Raw genomic sequence first — 13,166 nt, forward strand, 5'->3', positions numbered from 1 at the left:
GTGTTTCATTTTTTGCAACACAAGGTTCATGAAAACCATTCTAGTGTTTGTTTTTGCGCGCCGTATATTTGGTTTCAGTTCAGTCGTTACTGACACTCTCGCTAACCATGATGGGGACTGATAATGGATAGAAATGAAGAGATGATCCATAATGCCGAAAATACCGAAAATGCAGATGCAGAGGCCTATAACCTTGTTGCTCGGTTGATGCATTGGATTGTGGCTGCATGTGTTATCGGCATGTTCGCCCTTGGGCTTTGGATGGTTGATCTTGGCTATTATGATCCGTGGCGCAAGGACGCGCCTGAGATTCATAAAAGCATTGGCATGATTTTGCTAGCTGTGATGATTTTTCGACTATTTTGGCGGATGATTAAAGGGGTGCCTGAGCCTCTTTCCAGTCATTCAAAGTTAGAGAAAACAGGTGCCCATTTGGCGCATATTGGGCTTTATGGTTTGCTGTTTGCAATAATGGTTACGGGGTATCTGATCTCTACAGCCGATGGGCGGACGATATCTGTATTCGGGCTTCTGGATATTCCAGCGTTCGGTAGCCTGTTTGATAATCAAGAGGACATTGCAGGTATTGTCCATTTTTATCTGGCTGTGGGTGTGATTGCACTGGCATCGCTGCATGCGCTAGCCGCCTTAAAGCACCATTTCCTTGATAAGGATAATACCCTGATGCGCATGATCCGAATGCCTAAACGCTGACCACTGTATTTTAGACAACCGTAATTTATTAATAAAACTGAAGGATATAACCATGAAACATTTTATCACAGGTGCTGCACTTGCTGCTGCTATTCTTACGAACCCTGTAGTGGCAGATAAGGAAACTTATCAGATTGATACGTCTGGTGCCCATGCTGCTGTTCAATTTAAAATTAAACATCTTGGCTATAGCTGGCTTGTTGGAAGGTTTAACACATTCGATGGAACATTTGCTTATGATCCAGCGAACCCAAGTGACGCCAATGTTTCTGTAACAATTAAAACAGATAGTCTGGATAGTAACCATGCAGAGCGTGACAAGCATTTGCGCAGCGGTGATTTCCTGAATGTATCAAAATTCCCCGAAGCCAAGTTTGAGAGCACACGTGTTACCATTAACGGCGAGGGCGAAGGCACAATTTATGGAAACCTAACCCTCCACGGTGTAACGAAGGAAGTAGCAATTGATGCCAAATTGGTTGGACGGGGCGAAGACCCATGGGGTGGTTACCGCGCAGGTTTCGAGGGAACAACAACGATTGCGCTCAAGGATTTTGGGATTGATTTCAACCTTGGTCCGGCTTCAACCCATGTTGACCTATCGCTTTTTGTCGAAGGCATCCGTCAATAATTGGATACTTTAAGCATACTCGTTTTGACATACAGGTCTGGTCACTTTGATCGGGCCTGTTTTCTTAGAACTAAAGTTCATATTAAAACCTCTTTGTCGATTGATGATTTCATTTTGCCGCAAACCTTCTTCCTCTTCTTCATAAAGCGCATATTTTAAAGCCGACCATTTGATGGGAGGGAATTGAATGAAAAACTCAATGAAAATTGTTGGTGTAACAGCGTTGCTTCTTAATGTTGTCGCTAGTCCTGCTTTGCTCGCGGATGGGCACGGTGTGATTAAAGATGCAATTGCGTCCATAGATCGTCCAGAAATTGACCGGAAGGACGATGCTGCACGCAAACCCGGCGCAGTTTTGGCGTTTGCTGAATTGAAAGAAGGTATGACCGCTCTGGATATCAATGCAGGGGGTGGATATTACACAGAAATTCTGTCGCGTGTTGTTGGTGATAACGGGAAGGTATATTCGCATAATGGTCCGGTATATTGGTCTTTCATCAATAATAATGCTGATGTAAATGCAAGATACGCAGATAAGCGTCTGCCTAATGTGGAGCGTATCCAGGGAAGTGAGCAAGTTGACATCACTGCAAATTCAGTTGATGTGGCGATATCTGTTCTCGCGTATCATGATTATTATTTCGTACACAAAGCCCGCCTCAGCGAAAAAGAAGACGTGCCAGCAGCATTGAAGTCTATTTATAATGCTTTAAAGCCTGGAGGGGTCTTTGTAATTGTTGATCATGTGGCACCAGCGGGAAGCGGTGAAAGCGCAGGGGATACACTTCATAGAATTGATCCCAAACTCGTTGAAAAACAGATGGTTGCCGTTGGCTTTAAATTAGAGAAAACAAGTGACATTCTGGCGAATCCAGATGATCCGCACACAATTTCGCCTTTCGATGATAGCATCAGACGGAAAACAGATCGTTTTGTGCATCTATACCGTAAACCCGCTTAGGGCGTTGTTATTAACGGTGCTAAAAGCAGAAGAGAGGCGCTTGGCCTCTCTCACCGATGATACTATTAAGGCCGTATCTTATGGGGTTTGAAGGCTTTCCTCAACAAAGTCCAGGCGGTCCTGTCCGAAATACATTTCATCTCCGATAAACATAGTTGGGGCACCAAAAATACCGCGCGCAACCGCAGCTTCAGTTGCTTCGATCAATGTGGTTTTTACCTCCGGGGTGTTCGCAAGCATGAGCAGTTTTTCGGCGTCAATTCCAGCGTTGGATAAAACCTCTGTCACAATGCTCATATCGCCCATATTTTTCTCATCGACCCACATGGCGTTGAACATTACTTCCAGATAATTTGTGCCAACGCCCATCTGTTCGGCGGCAATATACCCCCGCATCAAATATAAGGTGTTGATTGGGAAGTTGGGATTATGATTGAAATCAACCTGATATCGCCGCGCAAACCGTGGGAGGTCAAACCGGCCCATATATTGCCCCTTTGCAGGGATCATAACGGGCGACATGTTGCCTGTCGCTTTGAAAATGCCGCCCAGCAACATGGGGCGGAATTCAATTTTAGCCCCGTATTGGCCTTGAAGTTGGATCAAGCGCTTATAAGCCAGATATGCTGTTGGGCTACCAAAATCAAAATAAAATTCGATTGTTTTTGTCATATATTTTCCTGCTCGAATGTTTGTATTGCATATGGGGTTTAATCTGTTGGTTATGCGACTGTGCTTACCATTTTTCAGCCCATGGGCGGACATCGAGTTCAAACGTCCAGGCATTTCTGGGTTGTTTGTGCAGCATCACATAATTATCTGCGAGATCATCAGGATTAACGACGCCTTCATTTGCTTTGCGTTCGTCGTAATCCGGGATATTTTCCCTGATCCACGCAGTGTCGACAGCAGCGTCAATAATGACGTGGGCGACATGAATGTTCTGTGGTCCCATTTCCCGTGCAAGTGACTGCGCGAGGGCACGCAAGCCATGTTTTGCGCTAGCAAAAGCACCAAACCCTGCGGCGCCGCGCACGCTTGCAGTAGCGCCGGTGAAGATGATTGTGCCGCGCTGTCGTTTGGTCATGTAGCGTGCGGCCTCACGGCCAGTCAGAAAGCCAGAAAAACAGGCCATTTCCCATATTTTATAAAATTTGCGGCTATCAGTATCCAGGATTGTCATGGGCACGTTCGCCCCAATATTGAAAACGGTTACATCAATTTCACCAATGTTTTGTTCAATATTGACAAAAAGCTGTTCTATGTCTTCTTCGCGTCTTGCATCGCACGAAAAGGCGTGGGCTTCATGCCCTGCATTAGAAAGTTCGAGAACAAGTGGGTCAAGTTTATGGCCGTTTCGTCTTGCGGCGCAAACCACATATCCTTCTTGGGCGAATTTACGCGTAATTGCACTTCCAATAGCGTCACCGGCCCCAATAACTAAAGCAACTTTTTTCACATTACCTCCCATCGGTTAATGAGAGTAGTTTGATGCATCAATGGCATTAAAGTCAAATTTGATAGTGTATAGTAGATATGCAGCGCTGAATGTCTGTGGTTGATATTTATAACACGTCTTGATCACATAAATTTTTAAAGACGAAATATTCTTGCGAGCTATTATGCCACCCAGTGAAAATCATTTAAGAGAATTAGATTGCCCGAAGGGGCTGCACTTTTGAGAGGGTGGAATGAAAACACTAATTAAATCAATCGTTGGTTCAGCAGTAGTCGCCGCCAGCTTGTTCATGGGGTCTGCCGTTACTGCAGATGAACATGTTCCGGCAAGCGCGGACACACAGGCCAAACTAAAAGTACTAATTGCTGATCCCGATCGACCAGAACGTCATACAAACCGTGATAAATACCGTCATCCGTTAGAAACACTAACATTTATGGGGATTAAGCCAGGCCTTAAAGTCGCTGAAATATTCCCTGGTGGCCAAGGTGGTTGGTATCGCAGAATTATTGAACCGTTTATCAAGGAAAGTGGGGGCGAGTATTATCCTGTTTCTGGACGGAGCGATTGGCCCGCTGAAAGTGTGGAAGACCTTCCGTATGGAACGCTTGATATGGTGTTTGTTTTTCGGGCCCATGGTTTTCTGATTTATGATGAGCCTGCACAGGAGCATGTTGATGAACTTTTCAAAATGCTTAAGCCTGGTGGTTATTTCGGTATCGTGGATCACGCTGAACGCGAAGAAGTTGAGCAAGATCCGGTTGCAAAAAATGGATATGTGAAAGAAAGCTATTTCAAAGCGATGGCTGAGAAAGCTGGTTTTAAATTGATCAAGACATCGGACATTAACCGTAACCCTAAAGATACGAAACAACATCCAAATGGCGTTTATTCACTCCCGCCAACACTTGCAGGTTGGGTTGGAAACGATAAATTCCGTGCAATTGGCGAAAGCGATCGTTTTACGCATGTCTACCAAAAACCAGCAAACTAGATATTAGTTTCTGAACCATCAGATATTTCTAGATATTTGCCAAGGTCAAGTAGGTATCTGACGTATTCAAATAGTATTATATACTAAAATAGTGTAGTCTCATTGGGACTGCACTATTTTAGTTTGGGGGTGCTATGACCGAAATTAAAGGTATGATTGAACTTTCCTATGGTGAAAGTGATGTTCTGTTCCAGCAAGCAAGTCCAAGCCTTGGTGTCTATATTATTCTGAGTGGTGCCATCGATTTATGGCATGAAGAAGAGGGCGATGCCCGTCGCAAGATAGCGTCGCTTCATGATGGTGCTTTGTTGGGGGAAACAAGCGTTTTTGATGACACATTGCATTCTGTTACCGCTATTGCGAGCAAACCAACAAAAGCCATTTTCATTGATGCCATTACATTCAAGAAGAATTTCGATAACCCTTTGACACGCTTTGTTGTGACAACGCTCGCAGCTCGTTTGCGTTCGAGCTATGGTGCAACCGACAATAAGCCCGGACAGGCATTTCATGCATACGCCAGTTATGCGGAGCCAGTTATTGTTGGCCAAAGCCCAGAAATATTAAAAAGTATTCCAACACCGTTTGAAATAAAGCAGTTTCCCTTTGAAATTGGCTGTAATTTTGAGGCAGATACTGTTGCGCGCAATCAAGGACATCTCTATCTACCGATACCTCCAAACCCTGACCCATTCCTACCTTATCTGGAGATCAGTAGGCGGGATAAGGGATATATCGTCAAAGACCTTGGTACCCATGATGGATTGGTAATTAACGGGCATCATATCCGAAAGTATAGTGCTAAGGCAGTGGCACCGCTTGTTGTTGGCAGTAATCATATCGTCATTCCTGCGTCTACTCTTCATAAAACGGAAGAATTGATGTTTGAGATATATGTTCCCTTTCAAGGCCACACCTGAAACTTATCAGCTATAGTTTTAATGTTAGATAGGATGAGGTTAGGATGTCGTTGCCTACTGTTAGCTTAGGGCCATTGCCTGCATAGTTAAAGCCACGGTCTTGGTAGAATGTTTGTGCGCGGTAATTTCTGTTGGATACATTTAACCACAAGCCTTCTACTCCACGCTTTTGGACGATATCGAGCGCATGGTTATAAAGTCGATTACCGAGACCGGTTCCGTAGGCAGATTTGGCGATATATAAGCGCTTCAATTCAGAGGCAAAAACCCGATTGGGTAGGGTAACTATTGATGGCATTGGGATATGCATCAGGATGTAATAACCGTGCAGTGCCGACGCGCTATCAAAGGCTCCATAGCAATCTGATGCCTTATGAATGATATCTGCTAGCGCAGTGGCTGGTGTATAAGCAGCGCTGCAATAGGCGTCCATATCTTCTTTTGCATGAAGTGTGTGATAGGCATCATAAAATGCTTGTGTTTGAAACTTGGCCAATTTTTCCGCGTCACATTGCAAAAGGCGTTTGATTTCAAACATTTCCACTCCATTACGGGCAGGGCATTGGGTAAAGTGTCTCTATAGCCTCGATGTCTTTAAGCACATCCTCAGACAATGTCATATCTGCGGTATCCAGCGCGGTCTTTAACTGATCAAGGTTGGTTGCGCCAATGATGTTTGATGTTAAAAACGGCTGCAGGTTTACAAAGGTGTTTGCCATCTGTGATGGGTCAAGCCCATGTTTTTTCGCAAGATCAACATATGCAACAGTCGCAAGTTTGCCTTGCTCGTTAAAATAACGCGGGTATTGATCACCAAACAAGGTCATGCGCGCGCCAGCGGGTTTTGCCCCACCAATATACTTGCCTGTAAGGGCACCAGACGCCAGGGGCGAGTATGCCAGCAAACCGCATTCTTCGCGAATTGATGCTTCTGCCATGCCGATTTCATAGGATCTGTTTAAAAGGTTATATGGGTTTTGTACCGATGCAACACGCGGCAAGCCAAGTTTTTCAGACAATGAAATCGCATGCATCATTCCCCAACTTGTTTCGTTAGAGAGGCCAACAGCACGAATTTTACCCGCCTTTACCAATTCCTGCATCGCAGATAATGTTTCTTCCAATTGAATGGACGTATCATTTTCAGAGTGCTTGTACCGCAAATAGCCAAAGAAATTTGTGCGGCGTTCAGGCCAGTGAATTTGATAGAGATCAATATAATCGGTTTGAAGACGTTTAAGGCTTGCGTTACAAGCCTCAAGCACGGACTGGCGGTCAAGTCGAGGGCCATTTTTATGAAGGTGCGGGCGCATATAGTCAAATGACGGACCAGGTCCGGCAACCTTACTTGCAAGGATTATGTCTTTGCGTTTTCCCGTTTTTTGAAACCATGTTCCAATGATTTCTTCGGTTCTGCCATAGGTTTCAGCGCGTGCTGGCACCGAATACATTTCAGCGGTATCAAAGAAATTAACGCCGTGATCTACAGCCATGTCCATTTGGTCATGGCCTTCTGCCTCAGTATTTTGTTGACCAAAGGTCATTGTTCCAAGGCATATTTTGCTGACACTCATGTCAGTGCGACCAAGGCGTCTATATTCCATGATAAACCCTGTTTTATGTATTGTGTTTAGCGCGATTAATTCGCTTTAATGCCCTTGTCAGTAACCATCTGCTGAAGCTCACCGCTTTCGAACATTTCACGCACGATATCACAGCCACCAACAAACTCACCTTTGATATAAAGCTGCGGGATTGTTGGCCAATCGGAAAATGCTTTGATGCCATCACGGAGTTCCGGGTCTTCTAGAACATTATAGCTTTCAAAGGGAACAGCCATATGCTGAAGAACCTGCCCAACAACAGATGAAAAACCACACTGTGGGAAAATAGGTGTGCCCTTCATAAAAAGAACGATGTCGTCTTTGTTTACATAGTCCTGAATTCGGTCGAATACTGGATTGTCGCTCATTATACTATCCTTACAAATATTTCTCTAAGAGGTATGCTTTTCCTTACGATTTTCAAGCAAGAAAAAGATCACCCAGACATAAGTTTTAATATCGTTTATTGGCCTTTATCAGGCGAAAATCAGGTTTGAGTATGAAACTACTCTGGAACACTTGTTTGAAGTGCGAGCGCATGCAATTCACCGCCCATGCGTCCTTTCAGACTTTTGTAGACCATTTGATGTTGCTGTACGCGGGATTTACCTTCAAAACCCTCATAGATAACATGAGCAGCATAATGATCTCCGTCGCCTCTCAGGTCTTCGATTGTTACCTTGGCACCCGGTAGGTCTTCTTCAATAAACTTTACAATATCTTCTGCGAGCATTGCCACAGCTATTCCCCTTGGTCGGTTGTTGGTCTCAATTCGGTAATTAATGTCATATTTAGCCCGTCTTGAAACTGGTTTCACCATATAATTTCTAAAAAGTTATATTTTCTGGGTTTGCGCAATGTTTGAAGCCATGTGATAGTGAATGAATATCCATGATAGCTAAGAACAAACCTGAGTTAATGTCCGAACCAACCTGCATGATCATTACGACGCATTTTCTGCCGTTAATCGGTGGGGCGCAGTCTGTTTATGATGCACTCGCAAGGAATTTAGCTGATCAGGTTTCAGTTTTAACGGCATACACAGATTACACAACCGAACGCAGCGTTGATCGCTGGCAGGAATTTGACAAATCCTGCCCATACCCGATTGCTAGGCTCAAAGAAGTCAGGCTACCAATGCAATCAAACGATGCGCGTAGCATTTTTTCCAAGGCAATATCCCTATACAAAGAGCATAATTTGCGTGCCAAGGTTTTGAATACGATTGAACGGCAGGAAAAAACCAATCCCGTTGATATATATTGTATTGGTGCGCTCGATGCGCTTGGTTGGCTAGTCCAGGATATACAAGTGCGGTTTCAGAAAAAAACAATGCTCTATATCCACGGCGAGGAAGTATCGCAAAAACCTTATAATGATCGTGCGTATGCGCGTCGCATAAAGGCGATAGAGGCGGTGGACCATATTGTTGCAGTCAGTGATTTTACAAAACAATGCCTTGTGAAAGCCTATGGTGTGGCCCCTGAGAAAGTTTCCGTTTTAACAAATGGGGTTGATTTTAATCGTTTTGCCTCAGCCAGCCATCCCATTAGCAATGACCGTGAAATCAAAACTTACGACCTCACTATTTTAAGTGTTGGACGATTGGTAGAGCGCAAGGGCTTTGACCGGCTTATTCAGGCGTTCAGCCGTATTGACCTTAAAAACCACAATGTACAATTACGAATAATCGGTGAAGGCCCCTATAAAAAACATCTGCAACAATTAGTTTCTGACTATAACCTTGAAGGTCGAGTTATCTTCGGTGGTGCAGTCAATGATGGTGAGTTGGTTGCGGAATATAAAAATGCCGATATTTTTGCGATGCCAAATCGTACACTTGCAGACGGTGATACCGAAGGGCTGGGGTTGGTTTTCCTTGAGGCAGCGGCCTCGAAAACCGCACTCTTGGGCGGCAATGCTGGTGGTGTTCCAAGTGTCATCACGAACGATGAAACAGGTCTTTTGGTGGACGGGCGTGACGTTGATGAAATCTATCAAAAACTGATGATTTTGATAGAGAATTCAAGCCTTCGCAGTCGGTTGGCACAAAATGCATATGAGTATGCAAAAAGTCAGGATTGGAGGCTGAAGGCAATAGAATTTCAAACGATCCTCAAGAATATTTAGGTGTTTTTAGTATGCGTACCTTTGAATATTTTCGACTTCTAATAGTTCGGATGTTTTTGATTTTCTGTTCCATCAGTTTTTTGAATATATCCGTTTGGGCCTTTCAGTCAAAACCACTCGCTGAAATACCGATGGATATCATTCGCGGCGATATGGTCATCAACCTGTCGATCGAAGGTCATAGCTATCGTTTTGTCATTGATACTGGTGCAACAAATACTGTGCTCCTGAGGCATTCAGGAACATCCGCTTTTGATAATTTGGGGAAAGTGGGGCAGATCGAACTGTTGATGCCGTTGCTGGATCAAACCGTTGACGCAGACAGATTACAGTCCTTGACTGCGAAGGTCGGTGCAAGTGAATTTGCCATAACAAATGCAGCTCTTTTAAACTGGAAGGATACCGGGCTTTTTAGTCGCGAGGCCAATATATTTTATGACGGAATATTGGGAAGTGACCTTTTTGATGCCTTTATTGTGGAAATTGATCAGGCATCAAAAATGCTGCGCTTACACGATAATGCTAGGCCTATAACCAATGAAAATGGATTGATTATCCCCTTAAAAAATGATGCGGGCCTTTTGACCACTAGTATCGATATTGAATTATCAGAGGGCGTTTGGGCGCGGCGGGTTTTAATCGATACCGGTTTTCCCGGTAGTTTAAACCTTTATGGCCTTTCGGACAAAATGATAAAGGCACTGACTGAACGATATGGTCCCCATAGCGGAAATGGGCGGCGTGTTGCGTTTTTGGCGGCAAAATGCAGGCTTGCAAATATCCGTACTGTTGCTTTCAGGGAGAAATTAAATGGGCTTCCGGATATTGATGGAATTATCGGCATTGATTTTTTGCGTCATTTCAGATTTGCCCTTGATTATCAAAGGGATACATTGCACCTTCTTGGCCTAAGTGAACCGGAATGTAGGGCAGGGTTTGAGGTAGAATGAAATCATCAATTCAGTTTGAAATGCTGCAAGGGCCAGCGGGCGCAGAGATACCTGTTGCATCATATCCGGTTCAAAATGCACGCGGTATTTTATTGATGTTGCCTGCGATGGGTGTCCGCGCAAGCTTTTACCGCCCTATGGCGGAGGCGCTTAATCAACAGGGTGTTTCCGTGTTCCTTATGGAACAGCGGGGGCACGGGCAAAGTCCATACAGGGCATCACGGAAAACAGATTTTACGTGCAGAGAATATATCGAAGAAGATATCAAAACGACCGTTGCATGGATCAAAGGGCAAAGCGATAATGCCATCCCCCTCTATCTTGGTGGGCACAGTATGGGCGGGCATATGACAGCGTCCTATGTTGGCCTTTTCGGTGATGATGTGGACGGCATGATGATCATAGCATGCGGGCTACCGCACGCTGAGGCATTTGATAACAAGGTCGCGAAAAGACTTACAAAATTATCACGTCTTTTGCCCTTCATCCTTTTCTTCTGGGGATATTATCCCGGCGAAAAAATAGGCTTTGCGGGAAACGAATTTAGGTCTTTCATGAAAGACTGGTTAGGAATGGTGAAGACAGGGAATTATCAATTCAGTGGTATTGATGCGGATATCGAAAAGGGCATTCAAGTGTTTGATAAACCTGTTCATGTTTTTTCAATTGAAGGCGATGATTTTGCACCTGTAAAATCAGCATTGGCAGTGACTGACAAGTTTAAAAATGCCACTGTGCATCACAGGCATTTACTGGCATCTGATTTAAATAATCAGATCGGACATTTTGATTGGGTTCGAGGTATGAATGTTGGGGGCTCAGTTATTGCGGATGCGCTTTTCAGCAAGGATTAAGGGAGAACTATGATGAGTAATGATAATCATGATGCGCTAACAGGGTATGTTGACCCCACACGGGAAGCCTTTGAGTTATTTAAGAATTTACCTCGTGATGTCCCTGTGAATATGATTAATTTTCTTCGGTTTCGCAAACACGCGCGTTACGAAGACGGGCATGAACTGGCGGGTAATAACCTTTCAGGTGCGGAAGCATATGCAAATTATGGTCGGGAAAGTGGTCCAATTTTTCAGCGTGTTGGCGGGAAAATTATCTGGCGCGGTGAGCCTAAATTAATGCTGATTGGTCCAGCGGCCAAGCGCGGTGAGGAAGCGTGGGACATGACATTTATCGCAAACTATCCAACCGCAGGTGCCTTCCTTGAAATGGTAACAGACCCTGATTACCGTATTGCGGTAAAGCACCGCCAGGCAGCCGTTGCTGACAGCAGGCTCATTCGTTGTCATCCACAGGAAGATAGCGACGTATTCGGCTAGGAACAGTTTATATAAAAAAATACCCCAAGGATTTCACTGTTTGCTTGGGGGGGATAAACAGCTTCACCCTTGAGGTATCACTTGCAACAACCATGGTCGCTATATAATCAATACGGCCATGGAAATATTTTGGATCACTCTGACCCCATTTCAGCAAAATTCAGGATGTCTTCAAAGGACATACCGTTCATCATATCGCCCATACTTTCATAGACAATATCTTCGGCTGATTTGCCGCCGGCGATATCCTTGGCTTTATCAAGAAGGCCGCTAGCATTTGATCCGCCGCTTTCACCACTATCGCTAACCGCTTCCTTCGCGAGCATTGCCATGGCGTTTGTTAACGCGCCTTGTTGCTCTGGTGTAAGTAGCTTTTGCATATCGCTTAAGCTGGATTTGAAACTGTCGAGCGAGCTTGTATCAAGCGTTGGTATTGCGTTTGTAAGGTCGCTTGCAGCTTCACTGGCTTTATCAGCTATATTCTCAACTGCTACTTTGGCTTCATCAATCAGGTCTGGGGCTTTTGTTTCTGCGTTAGAAGATGCATCGTCTGCAGCCTCTGATGCTGCTACGCCTTCTTTCGCCATGTCCTCAGTGGATTTACTATCGTCTGATCCGCACGCCGCGAGTGCAGATATACTCAAAAGGGCGGCAAACTTGAAACATACGTTCATATACTCCTCCCATTTTTAAATCAGAGTCTCTCTCTGATATCTAATGATAGCATAAATATGCCTAAGAGGGGAGGTTAAACTAAGGTTTATATTGATCTTGAAACATTTCGAGAAAAGCCAATGTGGTGTACTATCTGATAAAACGCACAAGGGGGAATAATGCGTAAATTAATTTGGGGGGTGTTTGTGATAGTTTGCATGATGTGGTTGGTTACGTACTGCTCCACGTCAGTGTATTTTCCAAACAGTTATTACTCGAGAAAAGATGGTAGTTCATTAGCAAAAGAGTATTTTGCTCAGGCATTGGACCGAATGAATGAACCTTCTCTCTATCAAACTGCCCTTAACACAAGTTCTTCAGTATATAGACTGTTATGGCTACCAAGCCATGACGATGCGGTTGTTATTCGAATAAAGGTATCAAAGCAAAACGTTACCATACGTTCTAAGGTGTTAGAATGGGATGGCGATAAAAGCTCAAACTCTATAATCAAGGCGAATATTTTAAAGGATATATCAGCTAAAGATATGAGTGAATTGGCGCTGAAATTGGAACAGTCTGATTGGCTTCGCGGTTTAGGTAGGCCTAATAATTCTTTAGAGTTTGACGGTTCTTATTGGGTTTTTGAGATTGTTGATAACAACAAGTATCGAGTGATTGATCGTTGGTCGATCTCATCAAAGAGTAATAAATTCGATGAGCAACTGTACGAGATAGGAAAAGATTTTATCGAATTAAGTGGGCTTGATTTTGAGCATGTGTATTAACAGACAGATAGGTGCTAATTTAACATC

General features: G+C 44.1%; 17 protein-coding genes. 10 read left to right on the forward strand and 7 right to left on the reverse strand.

What is annotated here, in order from left to right; translation table 11 throughout:
• Nucleotides 1–141 precede the first annotated feature (141 nt).
• From KFF44_RS07440 to KFF44_RS07450, 3 genes are all read left to right on the forward strand, one after another.
• The gene (locus KFF44_RS07440) at nucleotides 142–714 is read left to right on the forward strand and encodes a cytochrome b (RefSeq protein ID WP_370691150.1); all 573 of its coding nucleotides are present in this window, start codon (nucleotides 142–144) and stop codon (nucleotides 712–714) included.
• 52 nt (nucleotides 715–766) lie between these two features.
• Nucleotides 767–1,345, forward strand: a complete 579-nt coding sequence (locus KFF44_RS07445; protein ID WP_255938579.1) for a YceI family protein — start codon at nucleotides 767–769, stop codon at nucleotides 1,343–1,345.
• Between the two features lie 187 nt (nucleotides 1,346–1,532).
• A complete protein-coding gene (locus KFF44_RS07450; protein WP_255938580.1) occupies nucleotides 1,533–2,306 on the forward strand; it encodes a class I SAM-dependent methyltransferase in 774 nt (257 codons plus the stop codon).
• A gap of 78 nt (nucleotides 2,307–2,384) precedes the next feature.
• Here KFF44_RS07450 and KFF44_RS07455 read toward each other — a convergent pair whose 3' ends face one another.
• Together KFF44_RS07455 and KFF44_RS07460 are read right to left on the reverse strand one after the other, a co-directional pair.
• The gene (locus KFF44_RS07455) at nucleotides 2,385–2,978 is read right to left on the reverse strand and encodes a 2-hydroxychromene-2-carboxylate isomerase (protein ID WP_255938582.1); all 594 of its coding nucleotides are present in this window, start codon (nucleotides 2,976–2,978) and stop codon (nucleotides 2,385–2,387) included.
• A gap of 64 nt (nucleotides 2,979–3,042) precedes the next feature.
• Nucleotides 3,043–3,777, reverse strand: coding sequence for an SDR family oxidoreductase (locus KFF44_RS07460; RefSeq protein WP_370691126.1), 735 nt, complete (start codon nucleotides 3,775–3,777; stop codon nucleotides 3,043–3,045).
• A 220-nt stretch (nucleotides 3,778–3,997) separates the two neighbouring features.
• On the opposite strand from KFF44_RS07460, the gene KFF44_RS07465 reads away from it, so the two are divergent.
• Complete coding sequence (locus tag KFF44_RS07465) at nucleotides 3,998–4,759, forward strand: class I SAM-dependent methyltransferase (RefSeq protein WP_255938584.1); 762 nt, start codon at nucleotides 3,998–4,000, stop codon at nucleotides 4,757–4,759.
• Between the two features lie 134 nt (nucleotides 4,760–4,893).
• Nucleotides 4,894–5,679 (forward strand): cyclic nucleotide-binding domain-containing protein, encoded by a 786-nt coding sequence (locus KFF44_RS07470; RefSeq protein ID WP_255938585.1) that lies wholly within the window; start codon nucleotides 4,894–4,896, stop codon nucleotides 5,677–5,679.
• Between the two features lie 10 nt (nucleotides 5,680–5,689).
• On the opposite strand, the gene KFF44_RS07475 is transcribed toward KFF44_RS07470, so the two are convergent.
• The 4 genes from KFF44_RS07475 to KFF44_RS07490 all read right to left on the reverse strand — a co-directional run bounded on the left by KFF44_RS07475 (nucleotide 5,690) and on the right by KFF44_RS07490 (nucleotide 8,022).
• Entirely contained in the window at nucleotides 5,690–6,217 is a 528-nt protein-coding gene (locus tag KFF44_RS07475; RefSeq protein ID WP_255938586.1) for an N-acetyltransferase, read from the reverse strand.
• 10 nt (nucleotides 6,218–6,227) lie between these two features.
• Nucleotides 6,228–7,283 (reverse strand): NADP(H)-dependent aldo-keto reductase, encoded by a 1,056-nt coding sequence (locus tag KFF44_RS07480; RefSeq protein ID WP_255938587.1) that lies wholly within the window; start codon nucleotides 7,281–7,283, stop codon nucleotides 6,228–6,230.
• A gap of 35 nt (nucleotides 7,284–7,318) precedes the next feature.
• Nucleotides 7,319–7,651: a Grx4 family monothiol glutaredoxin gene (gene grxD, locus KFF44_RS07485; protein ID WP_255938588.1), complete on the reverse strand. Its 333-nt coding sequence runs from the start codon at nucleotides 7,649–7,651 to the stop codon at nucleotides 7,319–7,321.
• A 137-nt stretch (nucleotides 7,652–7,788) separates the two neighbouring features.
• Complete coding sequence (locus KFF44_RS07490) at nucleotides 7,789–8,022, reverse strand: BolA/IbaG family iron-sulfur metabolism protein (RefSeq protein WP_370691127.1); 234 nt, start codon at nucleotides 8,020–8,022, stop codon at nucleotides 7,789–7,791.
• Nucleotides 8,023–8,174: 152 nt separating this feature from the next.
• On the opposite strand from KFF44_RS07490, the gene KFF44_RS07495 reads away from it, so the two are divergent.
• Genes KFF44_RS07495 through KFF44_RS07510 form a run of 4 tightly spaced genes read left to right on the forward strand, consistent with a single transcriptional unit; the run spans nucleotide 8,175 to nucleotide 11,697 of the window.
• Nucleotides 8,175–9,413: a glycosyltransferase family 4 protein gene (locus tag KFF44_RS07495; protein WP_255938589.1), complete on the forward strand. Its 1,239-nt coding sequence runs from the start codon at nucleotides 8,175–8,177 to the stop codon at nucleotides 9,411–9,413.
• Nucleotides 9,414–9,424: 11 nt separating this feature from the next.
• The gene (locus tag KFF44_RS07500) at nucleotides 9,425–10,363 is read left to right on the forward strand and encodes a hypothetical protein (RefSeq protein WP_255938590.1); all 939 of its coding nucleotides are present in this window, start codon (nucleotides 9,425–9,427) and stop codon (nucleotides 10,361–10,363) included.
• Nucleotides 10,360–11,217: an alpha/beta fold hydrolase gene (locus KFF44_RS07505; protein WP_255938591.1), complete on the forward strand. Its 858-nt coding sequence runs from the start codon at nucleotides 10,360–10,362 to the stop codon at nucleotides 11,215–11,217. Before KFF44_RS07500 ends, KFF44_RS07505 begins: the two co-directional genes overlap by 4 nt.
• 12 nt (nucleotides 11,218–11,229) lie before the next feature.
• On the forward strand, nucleotides 11,230–11,697 hold the full coding sequence (locus tag KFF44_RS07510) for a DUF1330 domain-containing protein (RefSeq protein WP_370691151.1): 468 nt from the start codon (nucleotides 11,230–11,232) through the stop codon (nucleotides 11,695–11,697).
• 134 nt (nucleotides 11,698–11,831) lie between these two features.
• On the opposite strand, the gene KFF44_RS07515 is transcribed toward KFF44_RS07510, so the two are convergent.
• A complete protein-coding gene (locus KFF44_RS07515; protein WP_255938593.1) occupies nucleotides 11,832–12,371 on the reverse strand; it encodes a hypothetical protein in 540 nt (179 codons plus the stop codon).
• A gap of 159 nt (nucleotides 12,372–12,530) precedes the next feature.
• Between KFF44_RS07515 and KFF44_RS07520 the strand changes: the two genes are divergently transcribed.
• The gene (locus tag KFF44_RS07520) at nucleotides 12,531–13,139 is read left to right on the forward strand and encodes a hypothetical protein (RefSeq protein WP_255938594.1); all 609 of its coding nucleotides are present in this window, start codon (nucleotides 12,531–12,533) and stop codon (nucleotides 13,137–13,139) included.
• Nucleotides 13,140–13,166: the final 27 nt, after the last annotated feature.

Origin of the sequence: Kordiimonas sp. SCSIO 12610, assembly GCF_024398015.1 — a bacterium.
Classification (GTDB): Bacteria; Pseudomonadota; Alphaproteobacteria; order Sphingomonadales; family Kordiimonadaceae; genus CANLMI01.

Bases quoted from the DNA above. Each gene is read 5' to 3' on its own strand.
- KFF44_RS07445 (WP_255938579.1), top strand. From the start codon at position 767: ATGAAACATTTTATCACAGGTGCTGCACTTGCTGCTGCTATTCTTACG.
- KFF44_RS07515 (WP_255938593.1), bottom strand. From the start codon at position 12,371: ATGAACGTATGTTTCAAGTTTGCCGCCCTTTTGAGTATATCTGCACTC.
- KFF44_RS07470 (WP_255938585.1), top strand. From the start codon at position 4,894: ATGACCGAAATTAAAGGTATGATTGAACTTTCCTATGGTGAAAGTGAT.
- KFF44_RS07440 (WP_370691150.1), top strand. From the start codon at position 142: ATGATCCATAATGCCGAAAATACCGAAAATGCAGATGCAGAGGCCTAT.
- KFF44_RS07520 (WP_255938594.1), top strand. From the start codon at position 12,531: ATGCGTAAATTAATTTGGGGGGTGTTTGTGATAGTTTGCATGATGTGG.
- KFF44_RS07505 (WP_255938591.1), top strand. From the start codon at position 10,360: ATGAAATCATCAATTCAGTTTGAAATGCTGCAAGGGCCAGCGGGCGCA.
- KFF44_RS07500 (WP_255938590.1), top strand. From the start codon at position 9,425: ATGCGTACCTTTGAATATTTTCGACTTCTAATAGTTCGGATGTTTTTG.
- KFF44_RS07465 (WP_255938584.1), top strand. From the start codon at position 3,998: ATGAAAACACTAATTAAATCAATCGTTGGTTCAGCAGTAGTCGCCGCC.
- KFF44_RS07460 (WP_370691126.1), bottom strand. From the start codon at position 3,777: ATGGGAGGTAATGTGAAAAAAGTTGCTTTAGTTATTGGGGCCGGTGAC.
- KFF44_RS07510 (WP_370691151.1), top strand. From the start codon at position 11,230: ATGAGTAATGATAATCATGATGCGCTAACAGGGTATGTTGACCCCACA.
- KFF44_RS07450 (WP_255938580.1), top strand. From the start codon at position 1,533: ATGAAAAACTCAATGAAAATTGTTGGTGTAACAGCGTTGCTTCTTAAT.
- grxD (WP_255938588.1), bottom strand. From the start codon at position 7,651: ATGAGCGACAATCCAGTATTCGACCGAATTCAGGACTATGTAAACAAA.
- KFF44_RS07480 (WP_255938587.1), bottom strand. From the start codon at position 7,283: ATGGAATATAGACGCCTTGGTCGCACTGACATGAGTGTCAGCAAAATA.
- KFF44_RS07455 (WP_255938582.1), bottom strand. From the start codon at position 2,978: ATGACAAAAACAATCGAATTTTATTTTGATTTTGGTAGCCCAACAGCA.
- KFF44_RS07475 (WP_255938586.1), bottom strand. From the start codon at position 6,217: ATGTTTGAAATCAAACGCCTTTTGCAATGTGACGCGGAAAAATTGGCC.
- KFF44_RS07495 (WP_255938589.1), top strand. From the start codon at position 8,175: ATGATAGCTAAGAACAAACCTGAGTTAATGTCCGAACCAACCTGCATG.